The organism is Candidatus Aquicultor sp., assembly GCA_036504445.1.
In the GTDB taxonomy this organism is placed as follows: Bacteria; Actinomycetota; Aquicultoria; order Aquicultorales; family Aquicultoraceae; genus DASXVE01.
Window position 1 is genome coordinate 1 of the sequence record DASXVE010000017.1, and the last position, 19,886, is coordinate 19,886.

25 protein-coding genes are annotated in these 19,886 nt (G+C 49.4%); 17 read left to right on the forward strand and 8 right to left on the reverse strand.

Features of this window, described 5'->3' with window-relative positions; all coding sequences use genetic code 11:
* Window positions 1-293 precede the first annotated feature (293 nt).
* The 7 genes from VGK02_03785 (at window position 294) to VGK02_03815 (ending at window position 5,047) form a co-directional block, all read left to right on the forward strand.
* Window positions 294-1,031 (forward strand): DUF4097 family beta strand repeat-containing protein, encoded by a 738-nt coding sequence (locus tag VGK02_03785; protein ID HEY3374169.1) that lies wholly within the window; start codon window positions 294-296, stop codon window positions 1,029-1,031.
* Between the two features lie 338 nt (window positions 1,032-1,369).
* The gene (locus VGK02_03790) at window positions 1,370-2,098 is read left to right on the forward strand and encodes a DUF998 domain-containing protein (protein HEY3374170.1); all 729 of its coding nucleotides are present in this window, start codon (window positions 1,370-1,372) and stop codon (window positions 2,096-2,098) included.
* Complete coding sequence (locus VGK02_03795) at window positions 2,095-2,871, forward strand: flavodoxin family protein (GenBank protein HEY3374171.1); 777 nt, start codon at window positions 2,095-2,097, stop codon at window positions 2,869-2,871. Before VGK02_03790 ends, VGK02_03795 begins: the two co-directional genes overlap by 4 nt.
* A 237-nt stretch (window positions 2,872-3,108) precedes the next feature.
* Complete coding sequence (locus VGK02_03800) at window positions 3,109-3,333, forward strand: type II toxin-antitoxin system HicB family antitoxin (GenBank protein ID HEY3374172.1); 225 nt, start codon at window positions 3,109-3,111, stop codon at window positions 3,331-3,333.
* Entirely contained in the window at window positions 3,330-3,515 is a 186-nt protein-coding gene (locus VGK02_03805; protein HEY3374173.1) for a type II toxin-antitoxin system HicA family toxin, read from the forward strand. Before VGK02_03800 ends, VGK02_03805 begins: the two co-directional genes overlap by 4 nt.
* Window positions 3,516-3,930: 415 nt before the next feature.
* The gene (locus VGK02_03810) at window positions 3,931-4,596 is read left to right on the forward strand and encodes an MBL fold metallo-hydrolase (GenBank protein HEY3374174.1); all 666 of its coding nucleotides are present in this window, start codon (window positions 3,931-3,933) and stop codon (window positions 4,594-4,596) included.
* A 121-nt stretch (window positions 4,597-4,717) separates the two neighbouring features.
* Complete coding sequence (locus VGK02_03815) at window positions 4,718-5,047, forward strand: hypothetical protein (protein ID HEY3374175.1); 330 nt, start codon at window positions 4,718-4,720, stop codon at window positions 5,045-5,047.
* Window positions 5,048-5,260: 213 nt separating this feature from the next.
* Here VGK02_03815 and VGK02_03820 read toward each other — a convergent pair whose 3' ends face one another.
* A complete protein-coding gene (locus VGK02_03820; GenBank protein HEY3374176.1) occupies window positions 5,261-5,839 on the reverse strand; it encodes a (4Fe-4S)-binding protein in 579 nt (192 codons plus the stop codon).
* Between the two features lie 697 nt (window positions 5,840-6,536).
* On the opposite strand from VGK02_03820, the gene VGK02_03825 reads away from it, so the two are divergent.
* The 5 genes from VGK02_03825 (at window position 6,537) to arsB (ending at window position 9,568) form a co-directional block, all read left to right on the forward strand.
* A complete protein-coding gene (locus VGK02_03825) occupies window positions 6,537-6,770 on the forward strand; it encodes a thioredoxin family protein (GenBank protein ID HEY3374177.1) in 234 nt (77 codons plus the stop codon).
* Between the two features lie 4 nt (window positions 6,771-6,774).
* On the forward strand, window positions 6,775-7,728 hold the full coding sequence (locus VGK02_03830; GenBank protein ID HEY3374178.1) for a permease: 954 nt from the start codon (window positions 6,775-6,777) through the stop codon (window positions 7,726-7,728).
* A gap of 12 nt (window positions 7,729-7,740) precedes the next feature.
* Entirely contained in the window at window positions 7,741-8,106 is a 366-nt protein-coding gene (gene arsD / locus VGK02_03835) for an arsenite efflux transporter metallochaperone ArsD (protein HEY3374179.1), read from the forward strand.
* A gap of 222 nt (window positions 8,107-8,328) precedes the next feature.
* Complete coding sequence (locus VGK02_03840; GenBank protein HEY3374180.1) at window positions 8,329-8,715, forward strand: DUF2703 domain-containing protein; 387 nt, start codon at window positions 8,329-8,331, stop codon at window positions 8,713-8,715.
* 151 nt (window positions 8,716-8,866) lie between these two features.
* Window positions 8,867-9,568 carry an ACR3 family arsenite efflux transporter gene (arsB, locus tag VGK02_03845; protein ID HEY3374181.1) on the forward strand — a complete coding sequence of 234 codons (702 nt, stop codon included), beginning with the start codon at window positions 8,867-8,869 and terminating at the stop codon, window positions 9,566-9,568.
* Window positions 9,569-9,634: 66 nt separating this feature from the next.
* Here arsB and nhaD read toward each other — a convergent pair whose 3' ends face one another.
* The 7 genes from nhaD to VGK02_03880 form a co-directional block, all read right to left on the reverse strand.
* Window positions 9,635-10,906, reverse strand: coding sequence for a sodium:proton antiporter NhaD (gene nhaD, locus VGK02_03850; GenBank protein ID HEY3374182.1), 1,272 nt, complete (start codon window positions 10,904-10,906; stop codon window positions 9,635-9,637).
* A 150-nt stretch (window positions 10,907-11,056) separates the two neighbouring features.
* Window positions 11,057-12,001: a thiamine pyrophosphate-dependent enzyme gene (locus VGK02_03855; protein ID HEY3374183.1), complete on the reverse strand. Its 945-nt coding sequence runs from the start codon at window positions 11,999-12,001 to the stop codon at window positions 11,057-11,059.
* Window positions 12,002-12,088: 87 nt separating this feature from the next.
* Complete coding sequence (locus VGK02_03860) at window positions 12,089-13,270, reverse strand: hypothetical protein (protein HEY3374184.1); 1,182 nt, start codon at window positions 13,268-13,270, stop codon at window positions 12,089-12,091.
* A complete protein-coding gene (locus VGK02_03865) occupies window positions 13,270-13,626 on the reverse strand; it encodes a hypothetical protein (protein ID HEY3374185.1) in 357 nt (118 codons plus the stop codon). Before VGK02_03865 ends, VGK02_03860 begins: the two co-directional genes overlap by 1 nt.
* 83 nt (window positions 13,627-13,709) lie before the next feature.
* A complete protein-coding gene (locus tag VGK02_03870) occupies window positions 13,710-13,844 on the reverse strand; it encodes a 4Fe-4S binding protein (protein HEY3374186.1) in 135 nt (44 codons plus the stop codon).
* Window positions 13,845-13,856: 12 nt separating this feature from the next.
* The gene (locus VGK02_03875) at window positions 13,857-14,063 is read right to left on the reverse strand and encodes a hypothetical protein (GenBank protein ID HEY3374187.1); all 207 of its coding nucleotides are present in this window, start codon (window positions 14,061-14,063) and stop codon (window positions 13,857-13,859) included.
* Window positions 14,060-14,623 (reverse strand): 2-oxoacid:acceptor oxidoreductase family protein, encoded by a 564-nt coding sequence (locus VGK02_03880; GenBank protein HEY3374188.1) that lies wholly within the window; start codon window positions 14,621-14,623, stop codon window positions 14,060-14,062. Before VGK02_03880 ends, VGK02_03875 begins: the two co-directional genes overlap by 4 nt.
* 274 nt (window positions 14,624-14,897) lie before the next feature.
* On the opposite strand from VGK02_03880, the gene VGK02_03885 reads away from it, so the two are divergent.
* From VGK02_03885 to VGK02_03905, 5 genes are all read left to right on the forward strand, one after another.
* Entirely contained in the window at window positions 14,898-15,047 is a 150-nt protein-coding gene (locus tag VGK02_03885; GenBank protein HEY3374189.1) for a PAS domain-containing protein, read from the forward strand.
* A gap of 454 nt (window positions 15,048-15,501) precedes the next feature.
* A complete protein-coding gene (argC, locus tag VGK02_03890; GenBank protein HEY3374190.1) occupies window positions 15,502-16,548 on the forward strand; it encodes an N-acetyl-gamma-glutamyl-phosphate reductase in 1,047 nt (348 codons plus the stop codon).
* 10 nt (window positions 16,549-16,558) lie between these two features.
* Entirely contained in the window at window positions 16,559-17,782 is a 1,224-nt protein-coding gene (gene argJ / locus VGK02_03895; GenBank protein HEY3374191.1) for a bifunctional glutamate N-acetyltransferase/amino-acid acetyltransferase ArgJ, read from the forward strand.
* A 15-nt stretch (window positions 17,783-17,797) separates the two neighbouring features.
* Window positions 17,798-18,673, forward strand: coding sequence for an acetylglutamate kinase (gene argB, locus VGK02_03900; protein HEY3374192.1), 876 nt, complete (start codon window positions 17,798-17,800; stop codon window positions 18,671-18,673).
* Window positions 18,674-18,704: 31 nt separating this feature from the next.
* The gene (locus VGK02_03905) at window positions 18,705-19,886 is read left to right on the forward strand and encodes an acetylornithine transaminase (GenBank protein ID HEY3374193.1); all 1,182 of its coding nucleotides are present in this window, start codon (window positions 18,705-18,707) and stop codon (window positions 19,884-19,886) included.

The window sequence follows — 19,886 nt, forward strand, 5'->3', positions numbered from 1 at the left end:
GAAAGCCCAATCTGGAAAGTTGCCAACTTGGGGTTTCTGGACATCAGAGGCTAGATCGAGCAGGCGGGACAGCTCGCGCATGAAGGCAATCAGGCACTCCCATAACCGCATGCCGACGGCCTGTGACCTGCAAACAGGCATTCAGCGAAGTCGACGTCCGGTGCTTAGGGGTCGCTCATAACACGAAGGTCACAGGTTGAAATTCTATCCCCGCTCCCCTATGCTACAGAAAAGACAAGCTTTTCCAAAAGATTGTACTAGTTGCATTCATGATTATGGGAGGTGCTTTTTCAATGTTGGGCATGAATAGAGAAGAAATATACCGGAAAACTTTTTCCGTTGAACCGGAAACCGTTTTGAAGGTATACAACAGAAACGGAAATATTGACGTAAGTAGTTGGGACCGCGATTACATAGAAGTAGTAGCTGCCAAGCAGAACAATTGGTTGAATAGATTTCTGAAAGAGCCGAGTATCGATGTAGTAACTGGTCGTGAATTTGTTGTCCGGACTCAATGCAGTACGTTTTTATGCGGGGCGGTTCCCCTCCATAACCGCATCACAGTACCCAGGGGAGTGCAGGTCGCCTATTTGGAAACCTCCACTGGAAAAATCAATGTGGCTAATGTCTCAGGGGATGTTGATGCCAAAACATCCACTGGCGCTATTCAAATCCAGAGAGCAGACGGGTTTGTAAGGGCCGTAACCAGTACCGGTAGTATTGACATTACCGGGGTAAACGGGATTTACGAAGCACGAACTTCCACAGGTAATATCTCAGTAGAGGTTCAGGCTATCCGGGATAACCTGGAGATAAAGACCAAAACCGGCAGTATCGCAGTTTTCCTTTCTCCAAGTATTGCTGCACAACTGGAGGCAAGCACCTCCAACGGAAAAATTACCTATGAAGATCTGCCTCTAACCGTAAGCCAATCAACTGATAAAAAGCTAATCGGAAAGATTGGAGAAGGCGGCGGTAAAATAGACATTAAAGCCTCTACAGGCTCCATAAGCCTGAAGAAGCTGCACTAAAACCTGTTTGGATAAGAATTTGCTTTTGCTGGGTCAAGTATAGCAATGTTCCGCCATGAGATTCAGCTACATAAAGTACTGAGGGTACATAGCATGTATTCGGTCAACGAGCTGGAAAACTATTAGGAGGTATGCTGCATGAGCGCTAAATGTGAAGATTGCCAGTTGCGACGCAAGGCGGAAAAGAACCCAAAATCAATTATTGGGCGATTGTGGTTCTGGCACATCAAGTGGTGTCCGGGATGGAAGGCCTACCAGGCCTCGTTGGATAAAAACTAACTGGTTCATGGGTTGCAAGGCAAAAAGGCTTTCTTAGGGAAGAAGTTAGGGGGAGAAGAGTGAAACAAGAAACAATGATACAAGCCAGAAAAGAATCGCAAGCACCTACGACGGTACTAAAGTTCCTTCTCGTCTGCGGCATCCTCTCTTCGCTGTTTTATGTCGCTACCGACATACTCGCGGCAATGCGATGGGAGGGCTACAGCTACACCAATCAAGCCGTAAGCGAGCTCAGCGCCATCGGAGCTCCGACACGACCGATGATAGTTCCTCTCTTCAGCGTGTACAACGCACTCGTGATTGCGTTCAGCATAGGCGTATGGGGAGCGGCTGGCAAGAAGCGCTCTCTGTGTGTCGCGGCGATCATGCTGGTCGTGTACGCGGTCGTCGGTCAAGCGACGCTACTGTTCTCGCCGATGCACCTTCGCGGATCCGCGATGTCGGCCACCGATGTCGGCCACATCGTCCTCACCGCTTTGGAGGTTCTCTCGATAGTGCTGTTCATCGGGTTCGGGTCCGGTGTACGTGGGAAGGGTTTCCGTCTCTATTCGATCGGGACGATCCTGGTACTCATGGCTGCCGGGGCCGTGGTGGGTGCGCAGGCTCCGCAGATGACAGCGCAGGCTGCTTCGACGCCGTGGGCGGGAATCCTCGAGCGCGTGAACATCTACAGCACCATGCTATGGGTGCTCGTGCTGGCCGTTGCTCTGTTAAGAGCTAAGAAAGACTACATCCCAATCGAAGCCGGCGCCCAGAAAGGTTTGCCGGTGAGGGGGCTGGCCCGATGAAGAAGATCACTGCTTTCGTTGGATCTGCTCGTAAAAAGCACACGTACAAGGCCGTCCGTGAGTTCCTCGACAGGCTGGAGGCGCTTGGCGGGGTCGAGTCCGAGATCGTCGCTTTGAGCGACTACCGAATCGAGACGTGTAGAGGCTGTAGACTGTGCTTCGAGAAGGGCGAGGAGTTCTGCCCCTTGAAGGACGACCGGGACGTGCTCATCGAGAAGATGATGGCGTCCGATGGCGTGATCTTTGCGTCGCCGAACTACTCGTTTCAGGTCTCCGCTACCATGAAAATATTTCTCGACAGGCTCGGCTTCGTGTTCCACCGCCCCCGCTTCCACGGTAAGACCTTCACGAGCATCGTCGCCCAGGGCATCTATGGAGGCCACAAGATCGTGAAGTACCTCGACTTCGTAGGAGGAGGTCTCGGTTTTAACGTAGTGAAAGGCAGCTGCGCCACGGCTTTTGAGCCGATGACGGAGAAGGAACAACAGAAGCGGGACAAGGCTCTCGCCAAGCAGAGCAAGCGGTTCCATAAGCGACTATCGAAGCCGGCTAATCCCGTGCCCGGGCTGTTCGGGCTCATGGCGTTCAGAATGGGCCGGACGAGCATCAGGCTGGAGCTCGATGACAACTATCGAGACTACACGTACTACTCGGAACAGGGCTGGTTCGAGTCCGACTACTATTATCCAACCCGGCTGGGTGTGCTGAAGAGGTCGGCCGGCAGTCTCTTCGACTTGATCGGAGCCCGCATGTCGAAGGCAAGGGCCGGCTAGGCGTGAGGCTGAAAATACCCGTGTCGGCGGTTCAAGTCCGTCTCTGGCCACCACTGAATTCTTTGACCGTAACCCATTTTGAGTACAAACCGAAACTAGACATATTTGTAGCTTTGTAGAGCGATAATTCACGAGATTTAGTACGGTAATGCTTACGGTTTTGGATTGAAACAATTCTGGTAAGTTTCGTATTATTAAGCATCTTATGGCATAATAGTCAAAAAGGCAGGTGATAAAATGCATGAGAAATTAACAGCGGTTTTCAAGAAATCTCCCTACGGTTATATCGGCTATGTTGAGGAACTTCCTGGAGTAAATACGCAAGGAGAAACGCTAAAAGAAGCAAAAGATAATTTAGTTGAGGCTGTTCAGCTTGTTCTTAAAGCAAATCGGCAAATGGCAGAAGAAGAGCTGGAGGGAGTCGAAATAATAAAAGAGGAATTTGGGGAAATCATAGCTTGAAACGAAAAGATCTAATCCGCTATCTAGAAAATAATGGATGTGTTTTCTTGCGTGAAGGTGCAAATCATACCGTTTTTATAAGCCGAATCGAGAAGAAGGTCTCAACTGTTCCGCGTCACAAAGAAATCGATGAATATCTTGTCGTTAAAATCTGCAAAGACCTTGGTATTCCAAAACCATAGACCATTCAGCGAAACCTATCGTTAGTACAAGTCCTATCCGAGTCATAAATTGAATATAAGTTAACCTCTCACCTGACACCTGCCTAAGATAGAAGCAATAGAAACTCAACCAATCAAACTGGTAATATCTGTATGAAGTTGGAATAAATGCGAATCCGGGGATGCATTTTTAGAGCGCATACGAACATACAAGAAAGCCGCTTTGTAGAGCGGCTATTCTACTTTTTGGGTATTGTTACGGGATAAGGCTCAGCAAGCCAAGGCTCTATCTTAATGAGTATAGTGCGAAAGCAAAGAACATCACCCAGTTCCGCTTTTTAGGTAGATGACCGCTCAATTACTAAAAGCTTCGTATTATTTGGGAATGATGCTTATAATATCCAATATAGAAAAAGGAATCCGACGAGAGGGAACTATGTCACAAGAGATAAAAACCATTAACGTAGGCGGAGTAAATTGCTTCCTCATAAAAACCGATAGCGGGTTTGTTCTGATTGACACCGGGGTGCTGGATAATCCGACCAGGCTTGAAAACGGACTGGAAAGCGCGGGCTGCAAGCCCGGTAATCTCAAGCTTATCATTCTAACCCACGGAGATTTCGACCACAGCGGCAATGCCGCCTATATTCGCGAAAAGTATGGTGCAAGAATTGCTATGCACGTGGGTGATACCGGCAAAGTTGAGCGCGGGGATCAGTCATGGGGCAACAAAGCCAAACCTGACAGATTTACGGTATTCGGCAAGATTATAAGTTTTATGGCACGGTTCTTCATCAAATCACAAGAGTTAGATCCCTTTAAGCCGGATGTAACTATCGATGAAGCTTTCGATCTTTCCGCATACGGGTTAGATGCAAGGATTCTGTATCTTCCAGGGCACACGAGTGGCTCAATCGGAATTCTGACAACAAGTGGTGATCTTTTCTGTGGCGACCTGTTCATGAATATGATCAAAGCAGATATCCATTTTTTAATCGACGACTTAGCGGCAGCAAATGTTAGCGTCGAAAAGCTAAAGAAGCTAAAGGTAAAAACCGTCTACCCGGGGCACGGTAAGCCATTCTCCTGGGACAGTTTCTGAAGAACAGCAAGTAAAAGGAGAATAAAACGATAAACATTGTTGACTATGCTTTTGTGGACCTCTGATGTTCCTCGCCCTCCATATTGCCCTCAGACGAAGCCTCGCAAAGGAGGTGAGAGAGTTGGATGACACCTTGGTTACGGTATCTGATTGCCTTCGTCGTTGGTTGTCACGGGTTTACATACATCCCATTGGAATCCTAGTACCCCGCACGCTCAAGGAGAGGAGAGGAAGCTCTTGGCTTCTTGGTAGCGCCATCACGGGTGACAGACTTAAAACGCTCGCGTTGGCTTTCCACGCCACTGCGGGAATCGTAATTCTTGCCTGCGCAGTTGCTATTGGATTTGCCCCTTCGATTCCAGGATGGTGGCGTCCGCTGGCCATCATTGGCGCGATCATCAGCCTGATCCTGCTCGTAAGTGCGATTGTATTTTCAGGAGCCTTCGGCTAACACCCAGGGCGACGGTGACTAATCGAATTGCAATAAACCTCTTTCTTGAAAGACCATTGGGAAGAAAAGATTACTCTTGAGCTAGTCAAAGGTGCAGGGTCCATGGACTAAACATTTACAACACCACCGAACATAATAAAGGCACCGGTCTTGTATCCAGCTTTCGACTTATGTTCGGCTTATGGTTTCCGGTGGCTGCCATCACAAAATGGTTTATTGGAGCTTTTTCCGCAGCGGCAAAGCGTCACCCCCGTTTCTTATTTCATAGACTTTGCCATCGGCCGATTCAATCGGGATATTGCCTCTCATCCATAAGGGTCCCATATTGTGAACAGCAGTCTCAGGCAGCAGTATTAGCCCTATAGAGGGTTCAAAGTCCGGTTCTATAGCTGCCCCGTCTTTATCCCAAGCTACCAGCCTTCCCGAAGGACACTCGCAAGCTTCCTCAATTGCCATTTGTCTGGCCTCCGGGCCGTCAGATCGCTCAGCCAGTTTCCATGTTCCGGCACTGCGATGGCAAAACTTAGCCCCGGCACAGAAGGTTTTGGCGTCAGTCAATTTTAGGTCTGGCCCTAATATTTCAGTGGCTTGCTCCAGGTATCCTCTCTGAACGGCAGTCTCGGTACCATCGAAGTTTATTTCCTTCTTTCCATCCGTGGCACTGTCCATCGGTATCGGTACATATTCTCTGTTCCGAAAGAGGGACTCTCCCGACACAATATAGGGGCCGTTCTTTGTTACCTTAATTCTATATTTGGTTTCTTTTTGAGCCTCGTTTTCTAATTCTGACATTGTTTTACAATCTCCCTAAATAACAATTTCTTTATTAATAATTTTGCCGGCTTACCATGAAAATAAGAATTTGATTCACCTTCATAATCATACGTGATCGTAGTAAGTAGATATGCGAACTGACTAAATCAAGCCGAACACTTGGTAATGTGTTAAAACTCGAATCTGATGAATGATATATCCTAAGCAGAAATGTATAAGCACAATTGGTCCAAAGCCGAAGATTGCCCGATCCGGGGAGCACCTTAAATGATGACTTGTCAAAGCAAGCCTTAATCGCAATTATTCTAAACTTCCTATTAAACAAAAAAACCTTGACTGGCCGATGTAATAAATATAATATCAATATATATTGATATAAATAATGTTGATATGAGGTATGGTATGGAGAAGTGTTGTGTAAACGGAACAAAGGAATTCGAGAAGATAAAGGAGCTTTCCGAATATTTAAAGGTTATTGCAGATGTTAATCGCCTGCAAATCTTGTGCCTTTTAAGTAAAGGCGAGCGCTGCGTCTGCAATATCCATGAACCCCTCGGCTTACCTCAAAACCTTGCTTCCCACCACTTAAAAGAACTCCGAACGGCTGGCTTGGTCGATACCAGGCGCGAAGGAAGATGGATTTACTACAGCGTTAACGCTGAAAAGCTCGATTGTTTAACAGATCTATATAATCAAGTAATTTTAGGAGGATTTAATGCAGATCAAAATCTTAGGAACGGGCTGCGCCAACTGTAAGAAGTTAGAGACAACTGCTAAGGAAGCCGTAAGTGAGCTTGGCATCGATGCAAGCATCGAGAAGGTCGAGGATATCAAAGATATTATGAGTTACGGTGTTCTCTCGACCCCCGGCCTTGTTGTTGACGGTGTGGTTAAGATAAGCGGCCGCGTGCCGAGTGTTGCTGACGTCAAAGCACTTCTGAAAGGATAACAACATGTGGCAAGATACAGTTAACTGGTTCACCTACAGCCTCCTGGGTTTTAGCAAAAGCTCCATAATTGGCGGTGCGATAAATTTCTTCATCTACGACATGGCAAAGATCCTCGTGATGCTTGCCGTTATCATCTATGCTATCGCCATTATCCGCTCATTCTTACCGGCAGAGAAGGTCAAGGCTGTTCTTAGCAATAAAAGCGAATATGTGGGCAATGTCCTTGCGGCGTTTTTTGGAATTGTTACTCCCTTTTGCTCCTGTTCGGCAGTGCCGCTCTTTATTGGCTTCATTGAAGCGGGTATCCCGCTTGGCGTGACCTTCTCGTTTTTAGTCGCCTCGCCGATGATCAATGAAATCGCTCTCGGCATGCTCTGGAGCTTGTTTGGTTGGAAGGTTGCACTGATCTATATCGGATCTGGTCTTCTGATTGCTATTGTTTCAGGCATCATTATCGGCAGGCTTGGCCTTGAGAATTGGGTCGAGGATTTTGTCTACCAGGTGAAGGTTGGTAGGAGCGTAACAGAGGCAGCCAAGCTTACTTGGAAGATTCGCTCCGATGACTCCTTAGCTTACACCAAAGATCTGGTAAAAAAGGTTGCGCCCTACATTGCCCTCGGTGTAGGCATCGGTGCATTTATTCATGGTTATGTACCGGCAGATTTTCTGACTCACATTGCAGCAAAGGCGAATCCATTAGCAGTGCCGCTTGTTGTTCTACTCGGTGTGCCGCTTTATTCAAACGCTGCCGGCACTATCCCTATTGTTACCGAGCTCGTCGGCAAAGGTGTTCCGATGGGCACGGCCTTGGCGTTTATGATGTCAGTGACCGCCTTAAGCCTGCCGGAAGCGATTATTTTGCGTAAAGTATTAAAGAAGCCGCTTCTTGCGACGTTTTTTGCGACGGTTGCCGTTGCCATCATCTTTACCGGATACTTGTTTAACTTAGTTATTTAAGAGGATTTAATTATGAAGAGAATCGAGATATTCGACCCTGCGATGTGCTGCTCCACTGGTGTTTGCGGGCCGTCCGTCGATAAGAACCTGTTACGTATTGCAACAGTCATAAACGCTCTTAAAGAAAAGAGGATCGAGATTAAGAGATATGGGCTATCAAATGAGCCGCAAGCTTTTGTTGCAAATAAAGTCATTAGCGATCTTTTACAAAAAGAAGGCCCGGACGTTTTGCCGGTAACGCTTGCTGATGGCGAGATCGTGAAGACCAGGGAATATTCAACCAATGAAGAATTATCCGAATGGTTTGGTACTGCAATCGAAACGAAGCAGTTCGAACAAAATGATGCTTGCGGTTGTGGTTCTACCGGCTGCTGCTAGAAAGGGGTAATTTTATGTTTGAAGCATTTGATTTAGACAAAAGAGCATTCTGCTTATTAGCACCGACCCCGCTTCAAATTTGCAGGACGTATTTAATGCGGAGCTTGATGGCTACGGCGTCCCGCTAGAAAAGTTTTGTGCAACATTTTTCGGCAAAATTGATCCTGCATTGTCTTTACCGGGCACCTATTTAATCTGGTTATAAGAGGTTGTGTGAAAAATATGAGAAAGCTCGAAATTGAGTGGCGGCATCTTGAGATGGACGGCAAGACGTGCGTCCGCTGTTCTGAAACCGGCAAGACGCTCTCAGATGTCGTAGCCGACTTAACAAAAGAACTGGCACCTAAGGGCGTGATCGTAGATTTTATCGAGATAACTCTTCCCGAAAAGAAAATTACTGAATCAAACATGGTTCTCTTTAATGGCAGGGCGCTTGAGGAAGTATTGCCAGAGATCGTTGTTTCTGAGAATTGCTGTGAGTCCTGCTCCTGCATAACCGGTAGCGAGGCTTATTGTCGCACGGTTGAATATGACGGTCAAACCTATGAGGAGATTCCTGAGGATTTGATCTATAAGGCAGCATACAGGGTTCTTGGTATAGAGGAATAACTTAGCGAGGGGCAGGCGAAGTAATTGAGCACAAGCGCATTAACAAAGGCCGCTATTATAATAATTGTCGTTGTTCTTGCGGCCGTTATTATCTATCCAAAACTCATGGACTCTAAGGCAGAACCACAAAACGTAGGCCAGCCGTATTGCAATGGTTATCGTCTGGAACGAGCTTGCCAAGGGTGATCGCGAATATGCCGCAGGTTTGGTGGCCTTTAACTCGATCTTTCAGGTTCTTTTTTACTCGGTTTATGCCTATATCTTTATAACCGTGCTACCGCCACTCTTTGGCCTTAAAGATACGATCGTAAATATCAGCATTGGCCAAATTGCACAGAGCGTCCTTATCTATCTTGGCATTCCATTTATCGCCGGGATGTTTACACGCTTCGTGTTGCTAAAGGCAAAGGGCAAAGAGTGGTACGAAACCAAGTTTATCCCGACAATTAGCCCAATAACGCTCATTGCGTTGCTCTTTACTATCGTCGTTATGTTCTCGCTTAAGGGCGAGATCATTGTAAGGATTCCGCTCGATGTGGTGCGAATTGCCATTCCGCTTCTTATCTACTTTGCGCTGATGTTCTTGGTCTCGTTTTACATGGGCAAAAAAGTCGGTGCCGATTACTCGAAAAGCTGCACGCTTTCGTTTACAGCGGCGAGCAACAACTTTGAGCTTGCTATAGCAGTAGCGATTGCGGTTTTTGGGATTAACTCAGGTGCTGCGTTTGCTGCTGTTATTGGTCCCCTTGTTGAGGTGCTGGTTTTAATCGGGCTTGTTAATGTGGCTCTCTATTTCCAGCGGCGGTACTTTACTGTAGATGATGCGTGTCCTGTAAGTATTTCGCGGGATTAAGCCCCTAAAATTCTGTAATGGTCGAAAGGTTGCTGGTTGGGTAGAGAATAGCGAAATGCCCGCAAACTACATTCTAAGTGTGAGGTGTTGCAGGTACCACATACCGATACCTGCAGCATATCCTAATAGCGCCGGAATGGTTGCCACTTTAAGATAGCTGCTAAAAGTAAGCTCTTTTACGATTCCCATAGCTGCTATCCCGGCTGCCGATCCAATTAAGAGGATCGAGCCGCCGGCTCCGACGGTAAGCGCGATGAGCGCCCAAATTGAAGTATCCGTGGTCTTCACTATCTCCATCGCTGCTGCGGTGAGCGGAACGTTGTCCACTAATGCGGAGAGTGCTCCCATAAGCGAGCTGCCCGCTACCAATCGGCCGAGGGATGGGGTGTGCCCCAGGAGCTGATTTGACGCAGCGCTCAAAATTCCAAGGTAATCAAGGGCGGAGACGGCTAAAAGTATCCCGACGAAAAACTGCAACGTTGAAATATCGGCATCGCGTAAGAAATGCTCTATGGATGCGGTGAAGTGCGACCGGTGTTCCGGCAGACGTCTGCGCAGGATGTCGATTACAATCCACGTGATTCCCAACCCGAACAGGATTCCGAGATACGGATTAAGGCCGATTAGGTTGACGATAAAAGGGAGAGCGAAAGAGCCAAACGCAAATCCGATCACAAGCTTTTCTGAGCGTAAAAACTGAAAATCCTGCTCAGCAGGTGGCTCAACCTGGCCCTTCTTAAGTTGCATAACAAGAAGAGCTGTGGAGATCAGGTAGATAACGATCGAAGGCGCCAGGGCGAATTGAATAATTTCGGCACTACTAAATTTATTATTGAGCCAGAGCATCGTCGTAGTGACGTCGCCGATCGGGGAGAAAGCGCCCCCGGCATTTGCTGCAATAATAACGGCGCTTGCCGCAATCAGGAGATTTTTCCCTTTGAAGAACAGCCGCATGAGCTGCGTAAAAACAATTGCTACCGTGATATTGTTGATCACTGCGGACAATAGGAATGCCATAGCCGACATGAGCCACAACTGCCCTTTTGCATTGAGCGGGTACCTGGCGATCCGGTAACGCAGCCAGTCGAAGAGTCGGTAGTGAGTGAGTATCTGTACGAGCGTTATCGCTGCGAGTATGAATATTATGATTTCGAAAATGCCGGCGCTCGTTTCGCTCAAGTGGGGAACTACTTTAGCGTGATCGCGAATAGCAATAAGAACCCACAGGGCTGTTCCGAGGACGAGGGCAACAGCGCTTTTGCTGATCAGAACCTTCTCTTCGGCCATTATGAGGATGTATGCAATTATGAAGAGAATCACGGCCTCGGCACTTAACATGGTTACCAGTATACCGTTAGTTATTCGCTAGCAAAATCATTTTGCCGTAATTTTCCTTCCGCTAGCCTTAGATAGCAAGCTATGTTGATTGGGAAGAGACTGAACGACGGTCATTCAAATATTTTGCGGAGTCGTTATTATACTTTTTACTTACTCCGCGGTTTTCGTTTCTGCAGGCGAACTTTTTGCCAATAGTTCCTCCCAAGCCGTATCCACTTCCGCGTGCAATTCATCAAGCAGCGGCCGCTGTTCTTCAGCGAGCAGGTGGCGGAAGCGCCCCTGCAGCTCCAGGTATTCGGTAAGCGGCTTTTTCTCCTTAGGCTTTACCGTCACCCGGTAGACACCGTTTTCTACCTCGTAGAGCGGCCAGTAACAGGTTTCAACGGCAAGTTTTGCTACCTTCATGCTCACATAAGGCTCGATGCGCCAGCCCGGAACGCACGGCTGCAGTATATTTAAAAAGGACGGCCCCTCGGTCGCAAGCGCTTTTTGCACCTTGTTCATCAAATCACGCCAGTGGCCCGGCGCGGCCTGCGCCACATACGGGATGCGGTGGGCAGCCACGATGTCGGTAAGCGGCTTTTTCCGTATCGCCTTGCCTTTACCGATCTTGCCGAGCGGGGTGGTCGTAGTCCAGGAGCCGTAGGCGCTTGCACTCGAGCGCTGCATCCCGGTATTCATGTACGCTTCGTTATCGTAGCAAATATAGGTGAAGTTATGCCCGCGCTCGAGCGCCCCCGAGAGCGCTTGCAAGCCGATATCGTAGGTACCGCCGTCACCGCCGATGGCAATAAAACGAATGTCCTCGGTTACCGAGCCTTCTTCTTTAAGTGCCTCGTAGACGGTTTCCACACCGGAGATCGTCGCCGCACTGTTTTCAAAGGCGCTGTGAATCCAGGGGACCTTCCAACTGGTGTAGGGGTAGATAGTAGACCCGACTTCCAGGCAACCGGTTGCATTCGAGATGACCACCGGGTTTTCGACCGCCATGAGCACTTGGCGAACTATAGTTGCGATGCCGCAACCCGCGCAGAGCCGGTGCCCGCTCGTAAAAAGCTCGGGCTTATTCGTGAATTTCTTTAAGTTTACAGCCACATTGACCACCTCATAGCCTGCCTATTATTTATTCTTCAATATCGTTAACCTAATAAGCCGCAATAATAATACCTTGATCTTCTAAGCTTAATCACGTAGGCCCAGGTAATACACCGGTTCCGGTACCTTACCGTTGTCGGTGGCCTTCTTGAGTTCGCTAAAAACTTCGCGTATACCGTCGATGCCGACGTCGCGGCCGCCCAGACCATAGACGACATCGAGCAGCAGCGGTCGGGTTTCGGTCTCGTAAAAAGCCGCTTTGGCCTCAATGCCGACCGGTCCGCCCCAGCCGGAGAGGCTTTCAGCCCGGTCCATTACTGCAACCGCTTTTACCGGTGAGAGGGCTTCGCGGATCGCATCTTGCGGGAAGGGGCGGAAGGTACGGATGCGCAGCGCCCCTGCGGCTATGCCCTCGTCACGCAACCGGTCGACAGTGTACTCGATTGTGCTCGCCGTGGAGCCCAGGCTTACCAAAGCCAACTCTGCATCGTCGAGCCGGTAGTGCTCGACCGCGCTGTAGCGGCGCCCGGATAGGGAAGCGAATTCCTCTGCAACCTCATTAATGGCATCTAATGCATTAGCCATCGCCTCGACCTGCTGACGCTTGTACTCGAAGTAGAAATCGTAGAGGGCGAGCGGTCCGTAGGTGACCGGGTTGGCGATATCGAGCAGTGGGTGCCGGGGCGTAAAACGGCCGACGAAGTCTTTTACCTGACCCTCGGGGAGCATCTCCAGATCCATGAGGCTGTGCGAGACCGAGAAGCCGTCGTAGCAGACCATAACCGGCAGGTGTACATCGCCATGCTCGGCGATGCGCACCGCCTGAATAAGGGTATCGTAGACTTCCTGGACGGTTTTACAGTACAGCTGCACCCAGCCGCTGTCGCGCGCACCCATGGCGTCGGAGTGGTCGCCATGGATGTTGATCGGGGCCGAGAGCGCCCGGTTGGCAACGCCCATCACGATAGGCAGGCGAAGCCCCGAAGCGACAAAGAGCATCTCCCACATGTAAGCGAGACCCTGGGACGCGGTTGTGGTCATCACGCGGCCGCCGGCTGCTGCTCCGCCGATACAGGCGCTCATGGCGCTATGCTCGCTCTCGACCGGCAGGAACTTTGTTTTTACCTTACCGTCGGCGGCAAACTGGGCGAACTCCTCGACCACCTCGGTTTGCGGGGTAATCGGGTAAGCTGCAACCATGTGCGGTTCTACCTGGCGCATGGCCTGCGCGCAGGCCCCGTTTCCGGTGTAGGCAACCCGTATGGCCATTATTCTTCACCTTCCTGACGCTCGCACCACGGTGAGCTATCGGGCTTGTTGCGCGCAGGCGGCTCCCAATCCTCGTCCTGGTCGAGATCTGCCGAGGGCCAGAAAGCGGGGGTGCCCGGTTCGGGCGGCTCGTCCTCATCGCCGAGCGCCGCCTGTTTCTCTTCGCCATGGTGATGGAGCCCATGCGACTCAGGAGCTGTCTTGCCCTGGGATGGCCATTCACACTGATACTCGGCTTCGTGTTTGAACCCTTCGCCCTCCTCAATCACGCCCTTGCGGAGCATATCGGGCTCCTGGTTTTCTTGTTTATCCGTCGGTTCACCGAATCGTTCTTCGTCGGCTTTAGACAGTGTCACAGCTAAAACCCCCAATCCGTTTTAACTCAGTTTCATATGGTTGTCGCAGTTAACCTAACTGCGCAATACGCCGTACAGCTATGCTATAGTTCTTCGGTCATAGCGATCGCATCAACCGGGCACTGCTCGGCGCACACACCGCAGCCTTTACACCGGTCGTAGTTTATCCCGATCACTTTTTCATCTTTTGTCAGGTATGCCGCATCCGGGCAAAACATCCAGCACAACATTCACTGTATGCATTTTTGCTCGATCCAGATTGCCTTTTCAGTACGCCAGTCACCGGTGTGATAACGTGCGGCATTGCCGGCATCCACGATTACCGTGCCCTCGGTGATATCGCGCCACCCCGGGTTCCCTTTCATTTCCTCAACGGGCTTCCCGTCGTAGATATGCAGATGATCGTGGGCCTTTTCATTGGAATGCTCTTCGTTCATTCGCCGTGCACCTCCTCGTGCGCACGTCGCAGCGCATCGATATTGGCCTGAAGCGCCTTAGGGCTCAATTTCGGCCCAAAGAGCGTTCGCAGCTCTTTTTCAACGGCTTCCACGCTCAGGATATCCGTGGTCTTAATCAGCGCACCAAGCATCGGTGTATTGGTTATGGGCCGCCCCATGGTCTCATTGGCAATGGTCGTGGCGTCAACGGCAAACACTTTGCCGTAACCGAGCCCAATCTCATCGCGTAAGTGCTCTGCAGAGTGGCGGCAGTTGACAATGACCGTACCGTCCTCGACGAGCCCTTCCGTAAACGGGATTTTACCGACGAGTGTGCGGTCGAGAACAACGACGATCTGTGGCGAGGTCACATGGGAGAAAAGCTTGATCGGGTCGTCGTCGATCCTCGTGAATGCCTGGACGGGTGCCCCGCGCCGCTCCGGACCGTACTCGGGGAATGCCTGGATGTGCTTGCCCTGGGCTAACGCCGCTGCGGCAAGCACCTTGGCGGCCGTCACAACGCCCTGGCCGCCTCTGCCATGCCAGCGTATCTCTACCATTACATACTCCTCAATAGCTCAACCTGCACTGATGTTAGGCACATTGTGTTGTTTCGTAGATACCCTAATCACGGGATTTTATTATTCGGTGTACTGAATTAGCACGTTTCGTAATTGCCGCGGAGATCTCGGAGAAGGAAAACTTCCTGCGTATTAATGTTTATCTTCAGGATTATCCTGCTATAAAACGCTTGCTGTGGATTTTTTATACTACGGCATGTTAAATTTGAAACTACTGGTCAGATATGGTAATCCGCCGGCAGGAGATAGCAGTATGGAGAATTTGTGTGAACGCACGCTTGAAGCGATACCATATCCGATCGCGGTCATTAATTTAGACGGACGTATTGTCTTCGCTAACTTAGCCACTGGGCGCTTGATCGGAGTACCAAAAGATCATCTTATCGGTAAGTCACGCACTTGAAGCAATTCGTACGGTTGCTCGCGGCGAATTGTATATTTGCGATGATTATTCGGAACAAATTGCCAATACCGCACACGGGCCGTATGAATTGAATAAGAGACTCAGCAGCCGCCAAAACGAGGTTCTGGATCTCATGCTTTGGGGCTTTACAAATACGGAAATTGCAGAGCTTTTATACGTTAGCATACCGACTGTCAAGGCGCATATTAAAGTCATACCTGATCGCCGACACCTGCCGTTAATCCAACAAACCGTTTTTAGATAATCGGTAAGAATAAGATTTATACGCTGATGCAGCATAAAGTCCTATCCTATAACGCATAAGCAATACAAAATATTCATCAATATTGCGAAATAACTAAAATAATTATGTTTAGCCATTGCATAAACTGCTAGGAATATGCTAATTATATTAATAATAATAGAGTTTATAGTTGTGATGTAAGGAGCTCTCATGACAATTAGAGTTGGCATTATAGGAGCATCGGGATACACCGGCGCCGAGCTTATCCGGTTAGCGGTGGCACATCCCGAGATGGAAATAACATATGTAACGGCAAACCAGTATCAGGGAACGCGAGTCGACGAGCTCTACACGAATTTTTACGGAATAACCGACCTGGTATATGAGCCCTATGAATTCACAACGGCGATTAAGAAAGCCGAGCTGTTCTTTTTAGCCCTGCCGCATGGCAAAGCAATGAAGCCGGCGGCTCAATTTCAAAGCTCCGATCATAAAGTCATAGATCTCAGTGCCGATTACCGTTTACATGACGCTAGCGCATACAGAACCTGGTATACAATGGAGCATACGAACCCCGAGCTTCTCGGACGGGCTGCGTATGGTTTGCCCGAAATCTATGAAAATAAAATCAAAGAATCAACATTTGTAGCGAATCCCGGTTGTTATCCAACAAGCGCCATTCTTGCAATTGCGCCGCTGCTCGCTAAGCATAAAGCCAGAATGAGTGGTATTATTATCGATTCGCTCAGCGGCGTATCGGGTGCGGGCCGCGATGCTAAGCCCGAGACGCATTTTTGCAAGGTCGACGAAAGCCTCACGGCATATAAAGCGGGCGGAAAGCACCAGCATACGCCGGAGATCGAGCAGTACCTTAGCGATATCGCCGGTGAGAAGATTATCATATCGTTTACGCCACACCTGGTACCGATAAGCAGGGGTATCCTCACAACTGCATATGTGGACGCGATTGGCGACACGAACCTTGATGAACTGCTTGAGCTTTATAATGAGTTCTACAAGAACAAACCGTTTGTTAATGTATTGCCGAAAGGCCAGCTGCCACAAACGAAGAGCATCTTGGGCTCGAACTATTGCCAGATCGGGCTTGTCTATGATGAGAGAACAAACAAGATTACAGCGTTTTCAGCAATAGATAACCTGGTGAAAGGTGCATCAGGGCAAGCGATCCAAAATATGAACCTTATGATGGGGTTGCCACAGGATATGGGGCTAAAACAACCAGGGCTTATGCCATAGGAGAAAGCTGATGGATAACCAAGAGAAACAACGGTACGAAAAACTGATGATACACAGCGGGGTTACCGCACCAAAAGGATATAAAGCGGCAGGTATCGCATGCGACATAAAGCAGAGTGGGCGCAAAGATATGGCAATCATTCTTTCTGATATGCCTGCGAGCGCCGCCGCCGTATTTACGACTAATAAAGTAGCCGCGGCGCCGGTGTTGGTAAGCAAAGGGCATGTGGCTAACGGTATTGCTCAAGCGATAGTTATAAACAGCGGCAATGCAAATGCGTGCACCGGAAAGCAAGGCTTGTTAGATGCAAAAACTATGGCCGGCATTACAGCCGGTGCGCTCAGTATCAAGCCGGACGACGTTATCGTCTCATCGACCGGCATTATCGGAGTTCCACTGCCGATGCAGAAAGTCGAGCAGGGCATAACGACTGCAGCGAAATTAGTATCAGAGCACGGGAGCAGCGACGCAGCAGAAGCTATTATGACTACCGATACCTTCTCGAAAGAGTTCGTGGTAAGCTTCGAAACCGGTGGCGGTGAAGTAAAAATCGGAGGTATGGCAAAAGGCTCGGGTATGATTGCGCCGAATATGGCGACGATGCTCGCCGTTATTACAACCGATGCTAACGTGCCGGCAGATACTCTCAATACTATTCTGAAGACAGCCGTAGATATGTCGTTTAACTCAATTACCGTCGATGGTGATACCAGCACAAATGATATGGTTGTAATGCTGGCAAACGGCGCATCGGGAGTAACAATCACCGATCAAAACATAAACCTGTTTCAAGAAGCGCTCAACGAACTATGCATTCACCTGGCAAAACTTATCGTGCGCGATGGTGAAGGTGCCACTAAGTTGATTGAGGTCGCGGTAAAGGGCGCCGCCAACGATTCGGATGCCAAGAAAACGGCGATGGCGGTAGCGAACTCCAACCTGGTAAAGACGGCCTTTTTTGGCCAAGACCCGAATTGGGGCAGGATCGTTTGCGCCGTCGGTTACTCTTCGGCCCAAGTCGACCAGACGAAAGTCGATGTCTACTACGATGGAGAAAAACTGGTGGAAAACGGCACTCCGATCGCATATAACACCTTTAAGGTTGAAGAGCTTCTGAAACAACCGGATGTTAAAGTCGAGATCGATCTCAAGCTTGGGGCAGGTTCGGCGAGTGTCTGGACGTGCGATTTTAGCTATGATTATGTAAAAATAAATGCCGAGTACCACACTTAGAATGGATGAGTCGATATGGAGGAGATGCAGTTGCAGGCCGTAATGGAAAAAGCCCAGATTCTTACCGAAGCCCTGCCGTATATTAAAGAATACCACGGTAAGACCGTCGTTATTAAATACGGTGGTGCTGCAATGGAGCGGGAAGAGCTTAAAGAGATCGTTGCCACCGATATCGTGCTCATGAAATATGTCGGCATCAACCCGGTGATCGTCCACGGCGGCGGCCCCGAGATCACCCGGTTTATGAACGCACTTGGCAAAGAAGCCCGGTTCGTAAACGGCTTGCGTGTGACCGATAAAGATACCATGGACATCGCCAAGATGGTGCTGGTCGGCAAGATCAACAAAGAGATCGTATCGCTGATTAATCGTCACGGGCGGCTCGCTGTCGGCATAAGCGGCGATGATGCCAACCTCATCGTTGCGAAAAAAGCGCAAACCGGCGAAGTCGACCTGGGGTATGTCGGTGAAGTCGAAGCGATAAACGAAACAGTTCTTACCAACCTGATTAAAGACGATTTTATCCCGGTTGTTGCGACCGTTGGGGTTGGCAAAGACGGTATGAGCTACAATATTAACGCCGATAAAGTTGCCGGTGAGATTGCTGCTGCGGTAAATGCCGATAAGATAATCTTCCTTACCGATGTCGACGGCTTGTATGCTGATTTTGATGATAAGGATTCGCTCATTTCAGAGCTGACCCTGGCGCAATGCGAGGAGAGGCTTGCAAATAAAGAGATAAACTCGGGGATGTTACCAAAAGTCGAAGGGTGCGTGACCGCACTGAAATCGGGAGTATCAAGGGCCACCATTCTCAACGGTATGATACCGCACGCAATGCTGCTTGAGATATTCACTGACAAAGGTATCGGAACCATGATCAAACGCTAGACAAGAAGCAGGTAGACACGAAAGGCAAACAATGAACCTTGATGAAGCAAAACAGCTCAATGATAGTTACCACATGAATACCTACGGGCGCCTGCCGATAACGTTTGTTAAAGGCAAGGGAACCCGGCTTTGGGACGATACGGGCAAAGAATACCTCGACCTACTAAGCGGCATCGGCGTGGTAAGCGTCGGGCATTGCCATCCGGCGGTAGTCGATGCGGTAAAAGCCCAAGTAGAACAACTCATGCACGTATCGAATCTCTTTTATACCGAGCCGCAGCTCAAGCTGGCGAAGAAAATCGCTGAAGTATCCTTCGGTGACAAGTGCTTTTTCGCCAACAGTGGCGCCGAGGCCAATGAGGGTGCGATTAAGCTTGCCCGGCGCTATGCAAGGATACATGGCAAAGATGATGCATACGAGATCGTGACAGCGCTTAACTCGTTTCACGGCCGCACCATGAAGACATTGGCCGCAACCGGCCAGCTCGATAAACAAAAACCGTTCGAGCCAATGCCTCCCGGCTTTATCCATGTGCCGCTTAATGATATCGAAGCGCTCAAAAATGCTGTATCCGAAAAAACGTGCGCCGTGATGCTCGAGCCGATTCAGGGCGAAGGCGGCGTATACCCGTGTGAGCCACAGTACCTCAAGGATGTAAGGGCGCTCTGCGACAAGCACGACATCCTCTTAATTTTCGATGAAGTACAGACGGGCATGGGCAGGACCGGGCACATCTTTGCCTACCAGGCATATGGTGTTACCCCGGATGTCATGACGCTTGCCAAGGGAATTGGCAGTGGTCTTCCCATAGGCGTCCTTGTGGCAAGTGATAAAGCAGCGGCCTTTAGCCCGGGGGAGCACGGCTCTACCTTCGGTGGAGGTCCGGTTGTGTGCGCGGGGGCGCTCGCAACGATTCAGGTACTGGAAGACGAAAACCTGGTAGAAAATAGCCGCATCGTCGGTGCCTATTTTAAGGAAAAGCTCGAAAATCTAATGAAAACGACCGGTAAAATCACTGAGATTCGCGGTATGGGCTTGATGCTTGCGATCGAGCTAAGCCAGGAAAATTCAAAGGATATAGTGCTCAAATTGCTAAAAAACGGTATAGTGGCAAATAGTATCGGCAATTCCACAGTTAGATTCTTACCGCCTCTTTGCTTGAAAAAGGCCGAAGTAGATCAGGTGATATCAAAGCTGGAGCGGTTATTATAG